12 protein-coding genes are annotated in these 18,938 nt (G+C 76.5%); 10 read left to right on the top strand and 2 right to left on the bottom strand.

Features of this window, described 5'->3' with window-relative positions; all coding sequences use genetic code 11:
* Positions 1 to 138 precede the first annotated feature (138 nt).
* The 4 genes from RM779_RS08610 (at position 139) to RM779_RS08595 (ending at position 4,966) form a co-directional block, all read left to right on the top strand.
* Positions 139 to 1,575: a HEAT repeat domain-containing protein gene (locus RM779_RS08610; RefSeq protein ID WP_311617076.1), complete on the top strand. Its 1,437-nt coding sequence runs from the start codon at positions 139 to 141 to the stop codon at positions 1,573 to 1,575.
* Positions 1,576 to 1,704: 129 nt separating this feature from the next.
* The gene (locus RM779_RS08605) at positions 1,705 to 2,829 is read left to right on the top strand and encodes a glycosyltransferase family 4 protein (protein WP_311617337.1); all 1,125 of its coding nucleotides are present in this window, start codon (positions 1,705 to 1,707) and stop codon (positions 2,827 to 2,829) included.
* Positions 2,826 to 4,019, top strand: a complete 1,194-nt coding sequence (locus tag RM779_RS08600; protein ID WP_311617075.1) for a glycosyltransferase — start codon at positions 2,826 to 2,828, stop codon at positions 4,017 to 4,019. Before RM779_RS08605 ends, RM779_RS08600 begins: the two co-directional genes overlap by 4 nt.
* Positions 4,016 to 4,966: an SGNH/GDSL hydrolase family protein gene (locus tag RM779_RS08595; protein ID WP_311617074.1), complete on the top strand. Its 951-nt coding sequence runs from the start codon at positions 4,016 to 4,018 to the stop codon at positions 4,964 to 4,966. The genes RM779_RS08600 and RM779_RS08595 overlap by 4 nt, the downstream gene beginning before the upstream one ends.
* 3 nt (positions 4,967 to 4,969) lie before the next feature.
* Here the strand turns inward: RM779_RS08595 and RM779_RS08590 are convergent, their stop codons facing one another.
* Positions 4,970 to 5,422 (bottom strand): Crp/Fnr family transcriptional regulator, encoded by a 453-nt coding sequence (locus RM779_RS08590; RefSeq protein ID WP_311617073.1) that lies wholly within the window; start codon positions 5,420 to 5,422, stop codon positions 4,970 to 4,972.
* A 157-nt stretch (positions 5,423 to 5,579) separates the two neighbouring features.
* Between RM779_RS08590 and RM779_RS08585 the strand changes: the two genes are divergently transcribed.
* The 4 genes from RM779_RS08585 to RM779_RS08570 are packed head-to-tail and all read left to right on the top strand — an operon-like array spanning position 5,580 to position 15,230.
* Complete coding sequence (locus RM779_RS08585; RefSeq protein WP_311617072.1) at positions 5,580 to 8,114, top strand: SpoIIE family protein phosphatase; 2,535 nt, start codon at positions 5,580 to 5,582, stop codon at positions 8,112 to 8,114.
* A 46-nt stretch (positions 8,115 to 8,160) separates the two neighbouring features.
* Entirely contained in the window at positions 8,161 to 9,690 is a 1,530-nt protein-coding gene (locus RM779_RS08580; protein ID WP_311617071.1) for a hypothetical protein, read from the top strand.
* Positions 9,691 to 10,557 (top strand): hypothetical protein, encoded by an 867-nt coding sequence (locus tag RM779_RS08575; protein WP_311617070.1) that lies wholly within the window; start codon positions 9,691 to 9,693, stop codon positions 10,555 to 10,557.
* Positions 10,558 to 10,586: 29 nt separating this feature from the next.
* Positions 10,587 to 15,230 carry a hypothetical protein gene (locus RM779_RS08570; protein WP_311617069.1) on the top strand — a complete coding sequence of 1,548 codons (4,644 nt, stop codon included), beginning with the start codon at positions 10,587 to 10,589 and terminating at the stop codon, positions 15,228 to 15,230.
* 85 nt (positions 15,231 to 15,315) lie between these two features.
* On the opposite strand, the gene RM779_RS08565 is transcribed toward RM779_RS08570, so the two are convergent.
* Entirely contained in the window at positions 15,316 to 15,597 is a 282-nt protein-coding gene (locus tag RM779_RS08565) for a hypothetical protein (RefSeq protein ID WP_311617068.1), read from the bottom strand.
* Between the two features lie 235 nt (positions 15,598 to 15,832).
* Here RM779_RS08565 and RM779_RS08560 point away from each other — a divergent pair, with 235 nt between their 5' ends.
* Both RM779_RS08560 and RM779_RS08555 read left to right on the top strand, forming a co-directional pair.
* Positions 15,833 to 18,295 (top strand): nitrate- and nitrite sensing domain-containing protein, encoded by a 2,463-nt coding sequence (locus RM779_RS08560; protein ID WP_311617067.1) that lies wholly within the window; start codon positions 15,833 to 15,835, stop codon positions 18,293 to 18,295.
* Positions 18,296 to 18,323: 28 nt separating this feature from the next.
* Positions 18,324 to 18,779, top strand: coding sequence for a roadblock/LC7 domain-containing protein (locus RM779_RS08555; protein ID WP_311617066.1), 456 nt, complete (start codon positions 18,324 to 18,326; stop codon positions 18,777 to 18,779).
* Positions 18,780 to 18,938 lie beyond the last annotated feature (159 nt).

The following is an 18,938-nucleotide window of genomic DNA, read 5'->3' as shown; positions in this document are numbered from 1 at the left end:
CTTCCCCGCTCCGTAAGAGATTCAGCCGCCCCGGCGGGCGCGTTCCGGCGCGAAGGTGTAGAACGGCTGTCACCGGCAAGGAGCCGACCGACGGAAATCCCGTTGCCACCGGATCTCACGCACCGGATGCTGACTCATATGTTCGCCAGTCCTACCGAAACAGGCATAGCGCCCAGCGGGACCCTCCTCGGGCTCCTCCAGCGAGGGCGCGGCGACGGGTGGCTGCACGCCCTCGCGGCTCCCAGGGCGCAGGCCGTCGCCGCCCTGGAACGCTGCGTACTGCACGACCCACGCCAGGACTGGCGGCTCGAACACCGCTCGCTCTACTACGCCAGGCTCTACGTCGAGCTGAACGCCCCCCTGGACGCCGTCGCCGCCCACCTCCTGAACGCGGACGACGCGGCGCGGCCCGAGGAGGAGCGGACCGGTCTGGCCCTGTCCGTCCTCGGCCACCTCACCTCCTACGGCAACCAGGAGGCGATGCGGCTGCTGCGCCGCTACGCCGTCGTGGGCGCCAACTGGCGCTGGGCACTCGACGAGCTGGCCGTGCGCGACGACGAGGCGGGGCTCCGGGCGCTCGGCCCGGAGATCCTGGCCAGGTTCCCGCGCACCGAGGAGGGCGAGGCGGCCCTCACCGCGGCCGTGCGCGACTCCTTCGAGCCGCGCCCCTGGCACATCTGGGCGGCGGACCCCGGCCGCCCGGGGCAGCGCGCCCGGCTGGAACGCGCCCTGGAGCACGGCGACTTCGACCGCTGGCAGCGCCAGCTGCGCCCGCCGGGGCCCCAGCCGGGCTGGAGCGTGCACGCCGTGCTCCAGTGGGCGCGCGAAGGCTATGAACGGACCCCGCGGCAGTGGCGCGAGGCCGCCGCCGCCCGCTGCCTCGGCGCCGTCGCGGGCCCGGAGGACCGGCCCGAGCTGCTGGCCGCCGCTGCCTGCGGCCAGCCCGCCGTGCGCGCGGCGGCCCTGCGGCACCTCGCGGAGCGCGGCGATCCCGAGGCGTTCACGCTGATCAGCACCGCCGCCGCGGCGCCCGACCGCGAGGTGGCCCGCGCCGCGGTGACGGCGTTCTCCCGGATGCGCGGGGACGCCGCGCTCATCCAGGCCAGACAGTGGGCGCGGCGCGCGGACGACCTCGGCGCGTGTGCCGCCTCGATGCTCGCGGGCCGCGGCCAGAGCCGCGACGCGCCGCTGGTGCTGGCGGCGCTGCTGCGCACCGTGCGCACCCACGGCAGCGACGCGCGGGAGCTGCTGCCCTTGGTGGAGGGTGCGGGGCGGCTGGCCGTCTGCCCGGCGGTGCCGGTGCTGCGGCACGTCTACCGCGAGACCTCCTCCTCGCACCTGCGCGGCCACACCGCCCGCGCGCTCGCGGTCACCGACCCGACGTTCGCGGCCGGTTTCGCCGTGGAGTGCCTGTGGGACTGCGAGGAGGACACCCGCGAGGTCGCCGCCCGCTTCGCCACCACCGTGGACACCCGCGTTGTGGAGCGGCTGCGCCGCCTGGCCACCGATCCGGCCGAGCGCGCCGGGGTCCAGACGGCCGTGCGCGGGCGCCTCGCGGGCCGCGGCTCCGGCTGAGCCGGGGCCCCGCCGCGGTCCTGGCGGCGTCCGGGCGGCGATGCTCATGGGACGTTTCCCGAACGGACATACGGATGTGGGCGGGGGAACTCCGGCGCCGGTGACAACTGCCGTATGCGCACCTCCCCGATGCGAGTCGCCATCATCACCGAGTCGTACCCGCCCGACGTCAACGGCGTGGCACACTGCGCCCTCCAGACCGCGCGGCACCTCGCGCGGCGCGGCCACCAGCCGCTCGTCGTCGCGCCCGCCCCCGCTCCGGGCGTCCGCGTTCGCCACGACGGCCCCGCTCCCGTCGTGCACGTCCCCTCCCTGCCGCTCCCGGGCTATCCCCAGGTCCGCGTGGCGCTCCCCAGCCGCAAGCTCGCCGCCGCCGTCGCCGCCCACCGGCCGGACGTCGTCCACCTGGCCAGCCCGTTCGTCCTCGGCGCGCGCGGCGCCGCCCTGGCCGCTCGGCTCGGCCTGCCCTCCGTCGCCGTCTACCAGACCGACCTCGCCGGGTACGCCCGCACCTACCTGGGGGCGGGCGAACTCGCCGCCTGGCGCCGGATACGCGCCGTGCACACCGCGGCCGACCTGACGCTCGCGCCCTCGCGCGCCTCCCTGCACGCCCTCCGGGAACACGGCGTGCCCCGCACACACCTGTGGCCCCGCGGCGTGGACACCGAACGGTTCGGGCCCCGGCACAGGGACCAGGCCCTGCGCCGCGAACTCGCGCCCAACGGCGAGCTGCTCATCGGCTACGTCGGCCGGCTCGCCCCGGAAAAGCACGTCGAACTCCTCGCCGAGGCCGCCGCCCTGCCGGGCGTGCGGGCCGTCGTCGTCGGCGACGGCCCGAGCGAGGGCGCGCTGCGCGCCGCGCTGCCCGGCGCGCACTTCCTCGGCCGCAGGACCGGCGACGACCTGGCCCGCATCTACGCCTCCCTGGACGTGTTCGTCCACACCGGCCCGTTCGAGACCTTCTGCCAGACCGTCCAGGAGGCCCAGGCCAGCGGCGTGGCGGTGGTGGCCCCCGCCGTCGGCGGACCGCTCGACCTGGTCGAGCACGGCCGCACCGGGCTGCTCGTCCGTCCCCGCGACGCCGCCGCGGTCGGGGACGCCGTCGCCAGGCTGCGCGAGGCCCCCGCCCTGCGGGCCGGCCTGGCCGCCGCGGGGCACGACGCCGTGGCCGGCCGCACCTGGGAGGCGGTCGGCGACCTGCTGCTCGGCCACTACGCGCGGCTGATCGAGGCCGGGGCGGTGACGGCCAGGTGAGCACGGCAACCGAGCGCGGTCTGCGGATCGTCCGCCTGGCCAACTTCGTCGCCCCCGCCTCCGGCGGGCTGCGCACCGCGCTGCGCGAACTGGGGGCCGGCTACCGCGCCGCCGGCCACGATCCCGTGCTGATCGTGCCGGGCGAAACCGTGGGCGATGCCGCCACCGCCCAGGGCCGGGTCATCACCCTGCCCGGCCGGGTGCTGCCAGGAACGGGCGGCTACCGGGTGCTGACCGACCGGCGCCGCGTGGCGCGGCTCCTGGCAGCCCTCGCCCCGGACCGGCTCGAGGTCTCCGACCGCACCACACTGCGGTGGACGGGGGAGTGGGCCAGGCAGCACCGGGTGCCCGCGGTGATGGTCTCGCACGAGAGCGTCGACGGCGTCCTCGCCACCTGGGGGCTGCCCGGCGGGCTGTGCCGCCGGGCCGCGGACGGCCTCAACCTCCGTACGGCGCACGCCTACACGCGGGTGGTGTGCACCACGGAGTGGGCGGCCCGAGAGTTCCGCCGCGTCGGCGCGCGAAACGTCGTGCGCGCCCCCCTCGGCGTCGACCTGCGCCGCTGCCGCCCGCAGCTGCACGACCAGGCGCTGTACGACGAACTCACGGGTGGCGCCCGGGTGCTGCTGGCGATGTGCTCAAGGCTGTCGCCGGAGAAGCGCCCGGGACTTGCCCTCGACGCGCTCGCGGACCTGCGGCGGCGCGGCACCGACGCGGCCCTGGTCGTCGCGGGCGAGGGCCCGTTGGGCGCGCGGCTGCGGGCGCGGGCCAGGACGGAGGGGCTGCCCGTCGTCTTCACCGGCCACATCGGCGACCCGGCCGACCTCGCCGTCCTCCAGGCCACCGCGGACATCGTGCTCGCGCCGGGCCCGGCCGAGACGTTCGGTCTCGCGGCGATGGAGGCGCTGGCCTGCGGCACGCCCGTCGTGGCCAGTTCGCGGTCCGCCGTGCCCCCGCTGCTCGGCCGCGCGGGCACCGAGGCCGACGGCGACGGCCGGTCGTTCGCCGAGGGCGTGCTGCGCCTGCTCGCGCGCCCGGCGGACGCCAGGCGCGCGGCGGCGCGGGCACGCGCTGAGGAGTTCCCGTGGCGTGCGGCCGTCGACGCGTTCCTCACGGCCCTGGACGCGCCGCGGCACCGCGCCCCCGCCCGGGTCCTTCCCGAGGGCCTGCCCGAGGGCGGCGAGCGGTGAACGGCCGGGCTCCGGCCCCCGACCTGCGGTTCGCCGCCCTGGGCGACTCCCTCACCGAGGGCCTGGGCGACCCGCTGCCCGGCGGCTGGCGCGGCTTCGTGCCGCTGCTCGCCGCCGGGTTGGCGGAGCCCGGCCGCACCGTGCGGGTGGCCAATCTGGCGCGCAGCGGCGCCAGAACCGCCGACGCGGCCGGACCGCAGCTGGCCGCCGCCCGGGAGCTGCGCCCCCAGCTGGCCTCCGTCATCGTCGGCGGGAACGACACGCTGCGCTCCCCGTTCGACATCGCGCGCACCGCCAGGGACCTGGACACCGTGCTCGGCACCCTCACCCTGGACGGCGCCGTGGTGCTCACCGCCTGCCTTCCCGACCCGGGGCGCATGCTCCGGCTCCCGCGCCCCCTGGCGAATCCGCTCGCCCGGCGCATGCGGGCGCTCAACCAGGTGGTGCACCACCTCTCCCGGCGCTACGGAACGGTGCACGTCCACCTCGCCGACCACCCGCTCGTCACCGACCGGGCCGCGTGGAGCGTGGACCGCCTGCACCCCAGCGAACTCGGCCACCGCCTGCTGGCCCGCCAGTTCCACGCCCTGCTCGCCGCCCGCGGCCTCGCCGCCGGATGCCCGCCCTCCCCGAGCCCCGACCGCCCCCCGCCGCCCCGTTCGGCCGGCGCCCGGTGGCTCGCCACCCGCGGCACCCGCTGGGTCCTGTCCCGCTCCACCGACCTGCTGCCCGGGCTGCTGCGGCTCGCCGCCGTCGAGCTGCGGCACCGCGGCACGGAGGACACGCTCGAACGGGCCGCCCGCGCCGCCACCCGCGCCGCCCTGCGCGCGCTCACCCCGGCCGAGCCGCGGGCCCCGGCCCCCGGCCCGCCGCGCGCCATCGCGGAACCCGCCCCCCAACGTGCCCCCCAACGCGCCCCGGAACGTGCCCTGGAGCCGCTCGACTGACGGTCACGGCCGCCCGGCGTGCGGCGCGAAGAGGTCAAGCAGCCGGGAGCGGGCCTCCCGCACCCGGTGGGCCAGGATCTCCGCGATCACCCGCAGCAGCGCGTACCCGAACGCCGGGTCCTCGTCGCACAGTGCCTGCACCTGCGCCCCGTCGAACTCGTAGGCCCGCACCGGACTCAGCGCCTCCGCGCCGAAATCCCACTCGTACGGGGGAAAGAGCCACGACCAGCCGAGCAGCGCCCCCGTGTCGAGCGACGACACGGCCGTCGGCCGCGGCCCCGCCAGCCGTACGTCCAGGGTCACGGTGCCGGAACGGATGACCCAGAACCGGTCCGCGACGCCCCGTTCCTCGAAGATCCGCTCGCCCTGCGCGAAGGCCACCTCGCGCGCCAGGTCCATCAGCCGTTCGCGATAGTCCTCGGGCAGAACGCGCAGCAAACGCTGTGGTGCCGTCATCGCCGAGCCTCCTCCCGGCCGGGGCGGCCCCCTCCTTCATTGGACCCCGAACGGCCCAGTCCCGCATCCCGGGCGCACCGCCTGAAGTAGCCGCAAGTCCTCAGGTCCGCGACAGTGGGGGAGAAGGGGCGGCGACGGACAGGCCCGAGGGAGGAACGTGAGCGCGATCCCGCACCCCGGCGGCCTCGGCGGCCTGCCAGGACCGGCCGCCGTCGTCCTGCTGGACCCGCGCGGCGAGGTGCTGGCGAGCACCCCAGGGGCCGCGGAACTCACCGGCAGGACCGCCGCCGAGCTGCACGGCAGCCGCTTCGCCGACCTCCTCACCGGGCCGAACGACTGGCCCGACCTCGACGAGCTGGCCGCCGCGGGCGCCGCAGGTCACGGCACCCGAACGCTGCGCCGCCCCGACGGCAGCACCGTCGAGGTCAGGATCGACATCCACCCGCTCGACCCGGCCGAGGCCACCGGGCAGCTCGTCGCGCTCACCCCCCACCCCGCCGCCCACCGCCAGGAGGAGGACCAGGCGCTGCTGCGTGCCCTGTTCTCCCAGACGCGCGTGGGCCTCGCCCTCCACGACGCGGACCTGCGCATCAGCAGGCTCAGCGCCGACCCCTCCGCCATCATCCGCGGCGGCAAGGTCCCCCTCGGAGTGCGACTCCCCGCTGATCTGTTCGACTTGATGGTCCCCGGGGACGCCGCCGCACTGCTCGGCCAGCTGCGCCACGTCGCCGCCACCGGCGAGCCCCTCGTCTACTGGGAGCACTCCGCCCGCCTGAAGGCGGCCCCGGAACAGGAGCGGGTCCTGGCCGTCTCCGCTCTCCAGCTCCAGGACACCAACGAGCAACTGCTCGGCGTCGTCAGTGTCTTCACCGACGTCACGGAACAGCACCTGGCCCGCCGCCGCATGGCGCTGCTGCACACCGCGGCACAGCGCATCGGCCCCTCCCTGGACGTCGCCCGCAACGCCGAGGAGCTGACGCGCGTCCTCGTGCCCGACTTCGCCGACCTCGCCGCCGTCGACCTGTCCGACTCCCTGCTCTCCGGCGACGAACCCGGCGCCGTGCTGCTCGGCGCGCCCGTGCGCCGCGTCGCCGCCACCGCGGCGACCGGGCCCTGGCCGGGCGAGGTGTACCCGCTGGGCGCCGCGTTCCGCATCGACCACCCGGAGGAGGAAGGGCTGCCCGTGGGCGTCACGCTGCGCGAGGCCGAGGTGTCCGCGCTGCGGCCCCTGCCCCTGGACGCCGAGTCGGGAGCGGGCCCGGGAGAACTGCTGCCGTCGCGCGCCGGCTCCCGCATGATCATCCCGCTGCGTGCCCGCGGCCAGGTCCTCGGCTCGCTCGCGCTGTGGCGGGCCGCCGCCCGGCCGCCCTTCACCCGCTCCGACGCCGACCTCGCCGAGGAGATCGGTTCGAGGACCGCGCTCAGCGTCGACAACGCCCGCCGCTACACGCGCGAGCACCGCACCCTGGAAACCCTCCAGCGCAGCCTGCTGCCCCAGCCCGTGGTCGAGGTCAGCGCCGCCAGAACCGCGGGCAGCTACGTGCCGGCCGGCACCGCCGCGGGCATCGGCGGCGGCTGGTACGACGTCATCCCGCTGTCCTCGGCGCGGGTCGCGTTCGTCATCGGCGACGTCGCCGGGCACGGCCTGAACGCCACCGCCACCATGGGCCGGCTGCGGACCGCCGTGCAGACCCTCGCCGACCTCGACCTGGCACCCGACGAACTGCTCACCCGCCTGGACGACCTCGCCATCCGCCTCGCCGACGTCGAGCCGCGGCCGGACAACTCCTCCCCGGGCGGCGCCGTCGGAGCCACCTGCCTGTACTGCATCTACGATCCGGTCACCGGCGACTGCACCATGTCCGGCGCCGGGCGCGTGCCGCCCGTCGTCGCACGCCCCGGCGAGCCCGCGCAGGAGGTCGCCCTCAAGCAAGGCCCGCCCCTCGGCGTCGGCGGCAGCCCGTTCGAGACCGCGCGGGTCCGGCTGGAACCGGGCGCCCTGCTGCTGTTCTTCAGCGACGAACTCGTCACCTACGCGGGCGAAGGCGCGCGGCAGGGGGCCGCCGGCGACGCGCGCCGCGAGAGCGGAGGCGAGGGCGGAGGCGAGAGCCGAGGCGAGGGCGAGGGCGCGGAAGAAGCGCCGGGCGACAGCCGCCGCCGGCGCCTGAACCTGCTCCGCGAACGCGCGGCGGAGGGCGCCGCGGCCGGCCGCCCGCCGGCCGCCGTCGGCCGGGCCGTGCTCGACGCGCTGCTGCCCGGCCGCGCCCCCGCCAACGACGTGGCGCTCCTCGTCGCCCGCGTCCAGGCCCTGCCGGAAGGCGCCACCGCCGACTGGGAGTTCCGCGCCGACCCCACCGTCGTCGCCGACGCGCGGGACGCCGTACTCGCCCAGCTGAAGGACTGGGGGCTGACCGGGAACGCGTTCCCCACGGAACTGATCGTCAGCGAGCTGATCACCAACGCCATCCGCTACGCGGGTGGCCCCGTCGGGCTGCGGCTGATCCTCGACGAAACGCTCATCTGCGAAGTCTCCGACCCCAGTGAGACCCAGCCGCACCTGCGCCGCGCCCGCCCCACCGACGAGGGCGGGCGCGGTCTTTTCCTCGTCGCCCAGCTCGCCCACCGCTGGGGCAGCCGCTACACGTCGGCGGGCAAGACCATCTGGACGGAACAGCTGCTCGACCGGGACTGACCGGCTGCGGAACGGCGCTGTCGGTGCCAGCGCCTAAGGTGTGCCCGTGACCGTATCCGCCCAGGCCCCGGGCCCGCAGACCGGCCGCAGCCCCGCACCGGGGCCCGCGGCCGACGAGGGGCTCGCCCGCAGGCTGCGCGCCCTCGCCTGCACCGCGCCCCTGCACGATCTGGACTCCCGCAAGGCCAACCTCGCGGGCGAGTACGGCACGTACGCCATGGCCGAAGTGGCGCTCGCCGCCATCGACCTGGTCACCCTCAGCATGGACTTCGACACCGGCGCCGATCACGAGCAGATCGTCGCCAGGCTCCTGCCCCGCATCGCCGCCCAGGCCCCGCGACGCCCCGCCGCCGAGCACGAGCGGGTGGCCCGCTGGGTGCTGGACAATCTCATCAACGTGGGCAGTGTCGACCGCGGCTTCCGGGCCGTCTACGGCACCTTCGGACCGGACGGCGTCTACGTGCGCAGGGACTACGACTTCAAGCTCGTCGAGGAGGTCCAGGGCCCCGGCGGGGGGGTCTACCTGCGCACCACCGACGAGGCCGTCAACGTCCTCGTCGGCGCCCTGGACACGGACGTCACCAGCGCCCAGATCGCCGCCGAGGTCAAGCTTGAGGTCCTCATCAGCCGCGGGCGCCTCGCCGACGCGCAGCTGGCCGCCGAGCAGGCCAGATACCGCACCGTGCAGTACGCGGAGACCCTGCGGCGCACCCTGGAGACCACCAGGCGCGACGTCCGGGCCGTCGACTGGCTGCGCGCCGTCCCCGACATGATCACCGAGGCGCTCGACCACATCGCCGACCGATACCGCCACGAAAACGCGATCCTCACCAACATCCGCCGTGCCCGCGACGAGGCCGTCGACACCGGCCACAAGCTGCGCGCCGCCGAGCTGGTCGACATCGTCAAGGACTGCATCCGCCGCCACACCCAGCTCCAGACCCGGCTGCTCGAAGCCGGGCCGCTCTTCCGGGCCGAGCAGGACCGGCAGGCGTTCCAGCCGCCCGCCGCCCGCGCCGGGACGGACCTGTACGGTCAGCTCCTCGCCCCGCTGCTGCCACTGCCCGTGGAGCGGGCCACCCGCGTCACCGACGCGTTCTTCGCCCGCGGCACGGGGCCGCGCCCGCCCGCCGCCGTACGCCTGGGCGACCTCACCGAGCTGCTGCTCACCCCGCCGCCGCCGCGCGAGCACCTCGGCGCCGAGCTGCCCGAGCCCGACCTCGTCGCCACCCCGGACGACAGCCGCTTCACCGAGGAGCAGCTCGGCGCCGCCCTTGACCTGCTCCGGCTCCCCGAGGACGCGCCGCGCCGCCTCTCCGGGCTGCTCGCCGAGGCCCGCCGCGGCGATGCCGACCTCCCGTATCTCGTCGCCCTGCTCGCGGTACACGCCGCGAGCCCGCCCGTCGGCACCGCGCACCGGCAGGGCGAGCCGCGGCTGCTGTTCGCCGTCGACGACGGCGCCGAGCTGGACGACCCCGAGTTCGGCGGCGCCGACCTGATCGTCGGCACCGCCCTGCTGGGCCCCCGCGGGCCTGCCGCACCGCACGAGCCCGCCGGCACCGACGAGGAGGACTGAGTGACCGAGACCGCCCCCGCGGAGCGAGACGCCCGCCCCGCCGCGCCGCCCACCCCGGCGGACGCCGCCGACGCCGCCCGGCTGGTGTCCTTCGGCCTCCAGCCGAAGCTCGCGCCCGCCCGCGATGCCGAGTACGCCGCCCTGCTGCGGCGCTACCAGGAGGAGCCCGGGTTCGGCCGCCTCGCCGACGCCGTCGCCACCGGCCTCGGCCTCATCGTCCTCGAAGTGTCCCCACGCGCGGGCATGGCCGTCGCCGCGGCGGAGGACTCCGTCTTCGCCGTCCGCATGAGCGAGTACGCGCGCCGCGCCACCGCCGACCCCGCCGACCGCTTCCTGCACGGCCTGGCCCATCTCGCCGTCGCCGCCCTGGCGTTCCCACGCCCCGCCGACCTCGCCGACGAGGGCTACCTCGGCCGCGTCACCGTCAACGGCGTGGAGGCGTTCGTCCGCCAGGCGTGCCACCGGCTGGCGGAGCGCGCCGCCGAGCACGGCGACAACACCGACCCGGAGACCGAAGCACCCGGCCTTGAGGCCGCATGGCGGGTGTACGCCCGACGCAGCGCCACCGGCGCCACCAAGGACGCCCGCCGGCTCGCCGGTTCGACCACGGGCATCGTCGGCAAGGCCGTCGCGTTCCTCGCCGACTCCGGATTCCTCCAGCGCACGGGCGACGACGCGGGCGGCACGTACCGCACCACCGCCCGCTACCAGCTCCAGGTCAGGGACATGGCCGCGGGCAGCGCCATGACCGAGCTGCTCGCCCTCGGCGTCGTCCCGGTCGGCGACGGCTCCGCCGCCCTGCTGCCCCCGGAGGAGGATGCCGCCCTCGACCTGGTGGACGGCGCCGGTCTCCCCTTCCACCGCTGACTCCGCCGCCGCTCCACGGAAGACCCGACATGTACGAGCTGTCCCGCATCCGCCTCTACTCCATCGGACCGGCAGGCGCCCGCTACGCCGACACCGTGCTCGACCTGCGGGGCGTCGGCGCCCCCGTGCCCAGGCCCGCACCGGCCCAGGCGGACTTCTTCGAGGAGGAGCCCACCGGCCCGCCCCGCAGACCTGCCCCGGCGGGCGTCCTCTTCCTGGAGAACGGCGGCGGCAAGTCCGTCCTGCTCAAGCTCATCTTCTCCGTCATGCTGCCCGGCCACCGCAACACCCTGGGCGGCGCCAGCTCCGGCGTGCTGCGCAAATTCCTGCTCGCCGACGACTGCGGGCACGTCGCCCTGGAGTGGCAGCACACGGTCACCGGTGAAACCGTCGTGGTCGGCAAGGTCAGCGAGTGGCGCGGCCGGCAGGTGTCGAGCGACCCGCGCAAGTTCGCCGAGGCGTGGTACTCGTTCCGGCCGGGTCCTGGCATGAGCCTGGACTCCCTGCCCGTCGCCGAGTCCACGGCGCTGCGCCCCCGCGCGGAGCGGGACGGCAGCTCCGGCGCCAGGGGCAGGCGCCGCACCATGAAGGGCTTCCGCGACGTCCTGACCGAGACCGCCAGGACCTACCCGAATCTCGACTTCGTCTGGGAGGAGATCCACGAGCGCTGGGTCGACCACCTCGGACGCCTCGGGCTCGACCCGGAGCTGTTCCGCTACCAGCGCGAGATGAACGCCGACGAGGGCGAGGCCGCCGGCCTGTTCGCCGTCAAGAACGACTCGGATTTCACCGACCTGCTGCTGCGCGCCGTCACCGACACCCGCGACACCGACGGCCTGGCCGACCTCGTCCACGGCTTCGCCCACAAACTGGGGCGCCGCGCCGAGTTGACCGCCGAGCGGGACTTCACCGCCGGCTCCGTCGACCTGCTCACGCACATCACCGAGGCCGCGGCGGAGCGCGAGTCCGCCCGCGCCGTGCACGGCGCGGCCGGGAGCCGGGCCCGGGCCCTCGCCCAGCGGCTCGCCGCGCGCGGCGGCGCCGAGCGCGGCCGGGCGGCCGAGCTGGCCGGCCGGGTCACCGACGCCGCGGCCACCGCGACGCGTGCCGAGGACGCCCGCGCACACGCCGCCCGCACCGCCGCGGAGCTGGCGTACCGGCACGCCTCGCTGGCCCTGGCCGCCGCCGAGAGGGCCGGGGCGGCCCAGCGCCGCGAGCTGAGCGACGCCCGCACCCTGCACGCCGCCTGGCAGGCCGCGGAGACCGTACTCGCGCACCGCGCCGCCGCGGACCGTTCGGCCCGCGTCGCCGCCGCGATCCGCGAGGCGGAGCGCGACGCGGCCCCCGCCCTGGCCGCCCGCGGCCGGGCCGCCGCCGCCCTGGTCCGGGCCCTGCACGCCGCGGCGGGCGAGGGCGAGCGGGCCGCGGCCGAGCAGGAGGAGCGGGCCGGTGCCCTCCAGTCCGCGTCCGAGGCCGCCCACCGGGACGCCACCGCCGCCGCCACCGAGGCCCAGCGCGCCCGCAGCGAGGCCGAGCACCTGCGGCAGCGGCTCGCCGAGGTCGAGCAGGAGACCGAGCAGGCCGTGCACGCGGGCTGGCTGGAGCCGGCCGGCGCGGGCCGCGACGGAGGCACGGACCCGGCGCGCGCCGCGCTCGCCGCGAGCGACGCGGAGCAGGCCGCCGTCGCGGCCTGGGAGAGCGCGCGAGACGCCGCCGCCCGCACCGCGGAGCAGGCCGGCGAGGCCGCGGCGGGGCACGCGCGCGCCGAGCTGGCCGCGGCCCGCGCGGCGGATGCCGGCGAGGCCGCGGCCGCCGCGTTCGCCGCGGAGCGCGACGCGGCCACGGCCCTGGCCGCCGAGCCCCGCGTCGCCGTGCTCCTCGGCCTCCCGCAGCCCGCCGAGGGCGGGGCCGCGCTGAGCGCCGAGGATCTTGACCGCAACGCCGACACGCTCGGCGCGCTCCTCGATGACGCCGTCGCCGCCGCGGAGCGGCAGCTGTTCGACCTGCGCACCGCCGCGGCCGACGACTCCAGGATCCTGTCCGCGCTCGGCGACGGCGGCCTGCTGCCGCCGGGGCCCGACGTCACGGCCACCGTCGAGTTCCTCGGCGAGCACGGCATCCCCGCGCTGCCCGGCTGGCGCTACCTCGCCCAGTCCGTCGCCCCCGCCGACCACGCCGCGGTGCTCGCCGCCAGGCCCGAGCTGGTCGACGGCGTCGTGATCACCGACCCGGACAGCCACGCCCGTGCCCGCGAGGCCCTGGCCGGCGCGGCCCTGCTGCCACGTTCCGCCGTGGCCGTCGGCACCGCGGCCGCGCTGCTCGCGCCGACCCCGCCGCCGGGCGGCGCCGACAGCGGCGTCTTCCTCGTCCCGCCCAACCCGGCCATGCACGACGAGAGCGCCGCCGACGCCGAGCGGCACGCCCTGCGCGAGCGCGCCGCGGCCCGCGACGCCGACATCCGGGCCCTCGCCGCCCGGCTCACCGCCGACCGCACTCTCGCCGCGCGCCTGTCCTCCTGGCGCGCCGGCTGCCCGGCCGGCCGGCTGGCCGAGCTGGCCGCCGCGGCGGAGGCGGCCACCACCGCGGCCGGGGACGCCCGCCGCCACCTCGCCGACACCGCCGCCGCCCGGTCCGCCGCCGAGGAGGCCGCCGCCGAGGCCGCCCGCGCCCGCGACGAACGGCAGGAGGCCGCGCAACGGGCCCGCCGCTCGGCCGATGCCCTGGCCGGGCTCGCCTTCCGGCTCCGGGAGCGCGACCGCTGGCAGTCGCGCCTCAAGGAGCTGGCCGCCGACGCGGCCGAGGCCGAGGCCCGCGCCGCCGAGCTGCTCGACCGTGCCCGCGCCGCAGACGAGGACCGCCGCGGCGTCCAGCGCGCCGCCGACGACGCCCGCCGCACCACACGCGCGCTCCGCGCGGAGCGGGCCGAGGTCTCCGGGGCCCCCGACGATCCGCGGGACCAGGAGCCCGCCGCCGACGCGCAGCAGTCGCTGCCCGCGCTGCGGGAGGCGTACCGTTCCGCGTCCCAGCTCTACGAGAAGGTCGGCGTCGGCGCCGATCTGCGCGCGGAGCAGGCGCGCGCCGAGGGCGACGAGAGCGGCGCCCTCGCGACCCTCGACCGCCTCAGCAACAAGGTCAGGACCCGCGCCGCGCGGCTCCTCGACGGCCCGGAGGGTGCCGACGGCCCCTCCCGGCAGGCCGCCGCCGCCCGCGCCGAAGCGCTGGTCCAGCTGCTGGAGTCGCGCGCGTCCGCCGCAAGCGAGCGTCTGGGGCGGCTCCGCGGCGAGGCCGAGCGCCTGGCCCCCGCCGCGGGCGACGCCCATATCGGCCTGCCCGAGGAGCTGGTGCCCGCCGACGCGGAGGCGGCCCGCGACCTGCTGCGCACCGCCACCGCCGAGCTGGCGGCGCACGAGGACGCGCTGCGCGCCGCCCGCGACGCCCACCACGATCTGGTGGCGGAGCACCGGGCCGCGCAGGACGCGGCCGGCGCCTTCGACGAGACCGCCGCGCTGCTGCGGGACCTCCTGCGCGATCCGCCGCCCGGCCAGGCGCCCGCGGAGGCCGGGGAGACGCCCGGCGCGCAGCCCGCCGAGGAGGCGGAGCCCTACCCGGGCACCGCCGCGGCGGCCAGGGAGGCGGCGACCGAGGCCAGGCGCGCGCTGCGGTCCTGCGCGGCCGGTCTCGCCGCCGCCGAGTCGGCCGTCCGCGAGGCGTGCGACCGCCTCGTCCGGCACGCCAACTCCACCCGCTACGAGCAGGTCCGCACCCCCGCCAGGCAGCAGATCAGGGAGCTGCCCGCGGCGGCCCTGCCGGGCCACGCCGCAGCCTGGGCCGAGGCGTTCGCGCCCAGGCTGCGCGTTCTCACCGACGAGCTGGCGCAGCTGGAGCGCAACCGGGACAGCATCGTCGACCGGCTGCGGGGACTGGTGGAGTCCTCCCTCGACACCCTGCGCTCGGCGCAGCGGCTCTCCCGGCTCCCCGAGGGACTGGGCGAGTGGTCGGGGCAGGAGTTCTTGCGCATCCGGTTCGAGGACCCCGACCAGGCGACGCTGGCCGAGCGGCTGGGCGAGGTCGTCGACGAGACGACCCGCGCCGCCGTCAGGAAGAACGCGGACCTGCGCCGCGACGGCATGTCCCTGCTGCTGCGCGGTGTGCACGCGGCGCTCGGGCCGCGCGGGGTGCACGTCGAGATCCTGAAGCCGGACGCCGTGCTGCGCGCGGAGCGGGTGCCGGTCGGCCAGATGGGCGACGTGTTCTCCGGCGGTCAGCTGCTGACCGCGGCCATCGCGCTCTACTGCACGATGGCCGCCCTGCGGGGGAACGATCGCGGCCGCGACCGGCACCGGCACGCGGGCACACTGTTCCTGGACAACCCCATCGGCCGCGCCAACGCGACCTATCTGCTGGAGCTCCAGCGGGCGGTCGCGGACGCGCTGGGCGTTCAGCTGCTGTACACCACGGGCTTGTTCGACACGACGGCGCTGGCCGAGTTCCCCCTGGTGATCCGCCTGCGCAACGATGCGGACCTGCGCGCGGGGCTGAAGTACATCAGCGTCGAGGAGCATCTGCGCCCCGGCCTGCCGCGCCAGGACCCCGCCGCCGAGCCGGTGCACGGCGAGATCACCGCCACCCGCGTCTTCCGCCGCCCGCGCGAGGAGCCGGACGCCGCCCACTGAGCCGGGGCTTCCCGGCGGCGGCTCCTCGACGGGCCGCTGCCGGGTGGGCGTGCGGCCGCCCGCACGCCCGGCCCGCAGGGCCAGGTCACCGGCGGCGCAGCAGCCGGCGCCTGGCCACGCTGCTCGGCTCCGACACCACGCCGTTGCGCTGGAGCCAGGACTGACGGGTGATCCAGATATCGAGCACCGCCCACGTCGCCACGAACGTGCTGCCGACCGACGACAGCGTCATCGGGAAGGCGAGCCACGATCCGGCCAGGGTGCACAGCAGGACCACCACGACCTGTGTGAGCGTCAGGGCGATGATGATGACGGCACGCACGGCGGCGGCACGTACCGGGTCCGGCATGCGGGGTTTCGCGTACACGCCGCCTTCGCTCCTGCACGATGAGAACGCGGATATGTCTCTGCGTACATGGTAGAACGCCTTGCGTGCCCGGACGCGACCCACGAGTATGGGGCGGCTTTGTAGTCAACTCCAGGGAATCCCGGGGTTATCGGCCAGCCGCCGCCCGGACCGGTAGTAGGCTCGCGCTGCCGGACCGGGTCCGGTGACCGCCGGTCCGCCGGGAACCGATCCCGCCGGAAACCAAGGGGAGGGCATGCGCTTTCGCGGCAAGTCGATCCGACGGAAGATAGGGGCGCTCACTCTGGTGCCGCTGCTGTCGCTCGTATCGGTCTGGGCGTTCGTGACGGCCATCACCGTCCCCGAGGCCCGCGAGGTGACCGCGTCGCGCGACGCCGCCACCGTGCTGACCGCCCGCACCGACGAGGTCGCGCTGTCTCTCCAGCGCGAGCGCCGCCAGACGCTCGTGCACCTCGCCGACCCCCGCCGGGCCGACGAGCTGCGGGAGTTGGAAGAGATCCAGGCCGCCACCGACGCCGCCGTCGACCTCCTCGCGCGGCGCGCTTCGGCCGAGCGCGGCGCGCTCGACGGTGTCGGCGGGGACCGGCTCGACAGCCTCCTCGCCTCGCTCGAAAGCCTCGGCCCGCTGCGCGACCAGGTGGCCAACAGCACCATCTCGGGCACCGGCGCCCTGGAGAGCTACAGTGCGCTGGCCGATCCCGCCTACCGTTTCCTGGCCGTCCTCCAGCCACTCGACGACGTCGACCTCGCCCGCCAGGCGCGGGCCGTCACCGGCCTCGCGGAGGCCCGCGAGCACCTGTCCCAGGAGGACGCCCTCGTGGCGGCGGCCCTCGCGGCGAACCAGATCACCCAGGAGGAGCTGCGCACCCTCGGCGATCTGATCGCCCGGCGCGACCTGGTCTACGACACCTACCTGCCCGATCTGCCGCTCGAAGACCGGCAGGCGCACGAGAGTTTCTGGGACAGCGGCACCGGCAGCCTCCTGATGTCCACCGAGGCCAGCCTCCTCGACGGCAGGCTCGCCGTCATCCGCCCCGACCAGTGGGAGCAGACCGGCAGCAGCGCGCACGAACAGCTGGGCGCGCTGCTCGCCGACGCGCAGAGCCGTTACGGGGCCAGGCTGGACCCCGGCGTCGACTCCGCCGTCGTACGTGGCGTGATCGCGGGAATCGGCCTGCTGGCCGTGGCCGCCTCCGCGGTCATCGCGGTGCGCGTCGGCCGCGGCCTCGCGCGGGACCTGCGGACCCTGTCGCGGGAGGCCGGGGACGCGGCCGAGTTGCGGCTGCCGGGCGTGAAACGGCGCCTCGCCGCCGGCGAACGCATCGACGTGGAGACGGAGGCGCCGCAGCTGGAGTACGGCGACGATGAGGTCGGCCAGGTGGGGCGCGCGCTCAACACGCTTCAGCGGGAGGCGGTTTCCGCCACCGTCGAGCGGGTCGAGACGCGCCGCGGCGTGTCGGAGGTCTTCGTCAACCTCGCGCGCCGCAGCCAGGTGCTGCTGCATCGCCAGCTCAACCTGCTGAACGGGCTCGAGCGCCGCTCCGAGAGTGCCGACGACCTGGCCGACCTGATCAGGCTCGACCACCTCACCAGCCGCATGCGCCGGCACGCGGAGGGCCTGGTCATCCTCTCCGGCGCGGCGCCCGCCCGCCAGTGGCGCAAGCCGGAGCTGCTGATGGACGTGATACGTGCGGCGGTGGACGAGGTCGAGGACTACGAGCGCATCGAAATCCACCGCCTTCCGTCGTTCTCCGTCGCCGGGGGCGCGGTCGCCGATCTCGTGCACCTCGTCGCGGAACTGCTGGAGAACGCCACGCTGTTCTCGCCGCCGCACACCGCGGTCCAGGTCTCAGGGGAGCGCGTTCCGCACGGCTTCACGCTGGAGATACACGACCGGGGCCTCGGCATGACGGCGGACGCCCTGCGCGACGCGAACCAGCAGCTGGCCAAGGTCCCGGCCTTCGAACTGTCCGACACCGACCGGCTCGGACTGCACGTCGTTTCCCGCCTCGCGGAGCGCCACGGCATCCGCGTCTCCCTGCGGGAGTCGTCCTACGGCGGCACCACCGCGGTGACCCTGATACCCGGCGAGCTGCTCACCGAGGTTCCCGAGGAGCCGCAGGAGCGGGAGCGCCTCTCGCACGCACCCGGCAGGCCGGCCCTGCTCGACGGTCCCGTCGACGGGCCCGTCGAGCTGGAGGCACCGATCGGCGCCGTCGAACGCGGCGAAGAGGAGCCGGAGTTCGCCGGACACGCGGGTGGCCGCTTCGTCAACGGGCACGGGCGCGCCGCCGATGGGACCGACGAGCGGGACGAGGCGGGCAGCCGGGCGGCCGGCCACGCCGCCGGGCACGACGCGGAGCCCTCCGCATCCCCGCCGCGGCTTCCGCAGCGCAGGCGCGCCCCGGTTCTGGTCTCCGACCACGGCCGCCCCGTGGCCTCGCCGCCCGGCGAGGACGGGCAGGACAGCGAACCCACGACCGGCTCAGGACTGCCGCGCCGCGTGCGGCAGCGCGCCCAGGACCGCGGCGCCCCCGCGGCCGCGGAGAGCGAAGGCCACACCGGGGCAGAGACCGTTCCCGATCTGGACGCCGACGAGGTCCGCTCGCGCATGGCGGCCCTTCAGCGCGGCTGGCGGCTCGGGCGGCAGCAGAGCGACCCCCGCCGGGGCCAGGCCCCGCCGGAACCGAGAGTGTAAGCAGCCAGACCAGCGTTAGGCAGGACCGATGACCGCACCGGAGTCCGGGGCTCACGGCGGCACCCCGCAGCACGGCGCCGCGCAGGAGAGCAGCCGGATCAGCACACTTCTCGACGAGCTGGTCGACCGGGTGCCCAGCATCCGGCACGCCCTCGTGCTGGCCGCCGACGGCCTTCCCCGCGGCGCCTCGCGTTCCCTCGGCAGGGAGGACGGTGAGCAGTTGGCGGCGGTGGCCTCCGGGTTCCACAGCCTAGCGCGGGGCGTCGGCGGCCACTTCGAGACCGGGAGCACCCGCCAGACCCTGGTGGAGCTCGACCACGCCTTCCTCCTGGTGACCGCGGCCGGATCGGGCAGCGCCCTGGCCGTGTTCGCCGAGGCCGACGCCGATATCGGGCAGGTGGCCTACGAGATGGCGCTGCTCGTCAAGCACGTCGGGCCGCTGCTCGCCACGGCGCCGCGCACCATTCCCGGCGGGCTCTCCTGACCGGCGCCGCCCGTTCTTCCGCGCCGCGCTGCACGGATGTCGCGAACCGGTGACAAGGCCCGGGGCCGGTGAACCGCCGTGCCGGGCCCGGCGTCGATTGCGATGACGGTGGCGGCCCGGGACCGACGGGGGTGGCTCCGGGCCGCCGCCGTCGTCCCG

Source organism: Streptomyces johnsoniae, assembly GCF_031845565.1.
GTDB classification, from domain to species: domain Bacteria; phylum Actinomycetota; class Actinomycetes; order Streptomycetales; family Streptomycetaceae; genus Streptomyces; species Streptomyces johnsoniae.
This window is presented reverse-complemented; position numbering and strand designations above follow the sequence as displayed.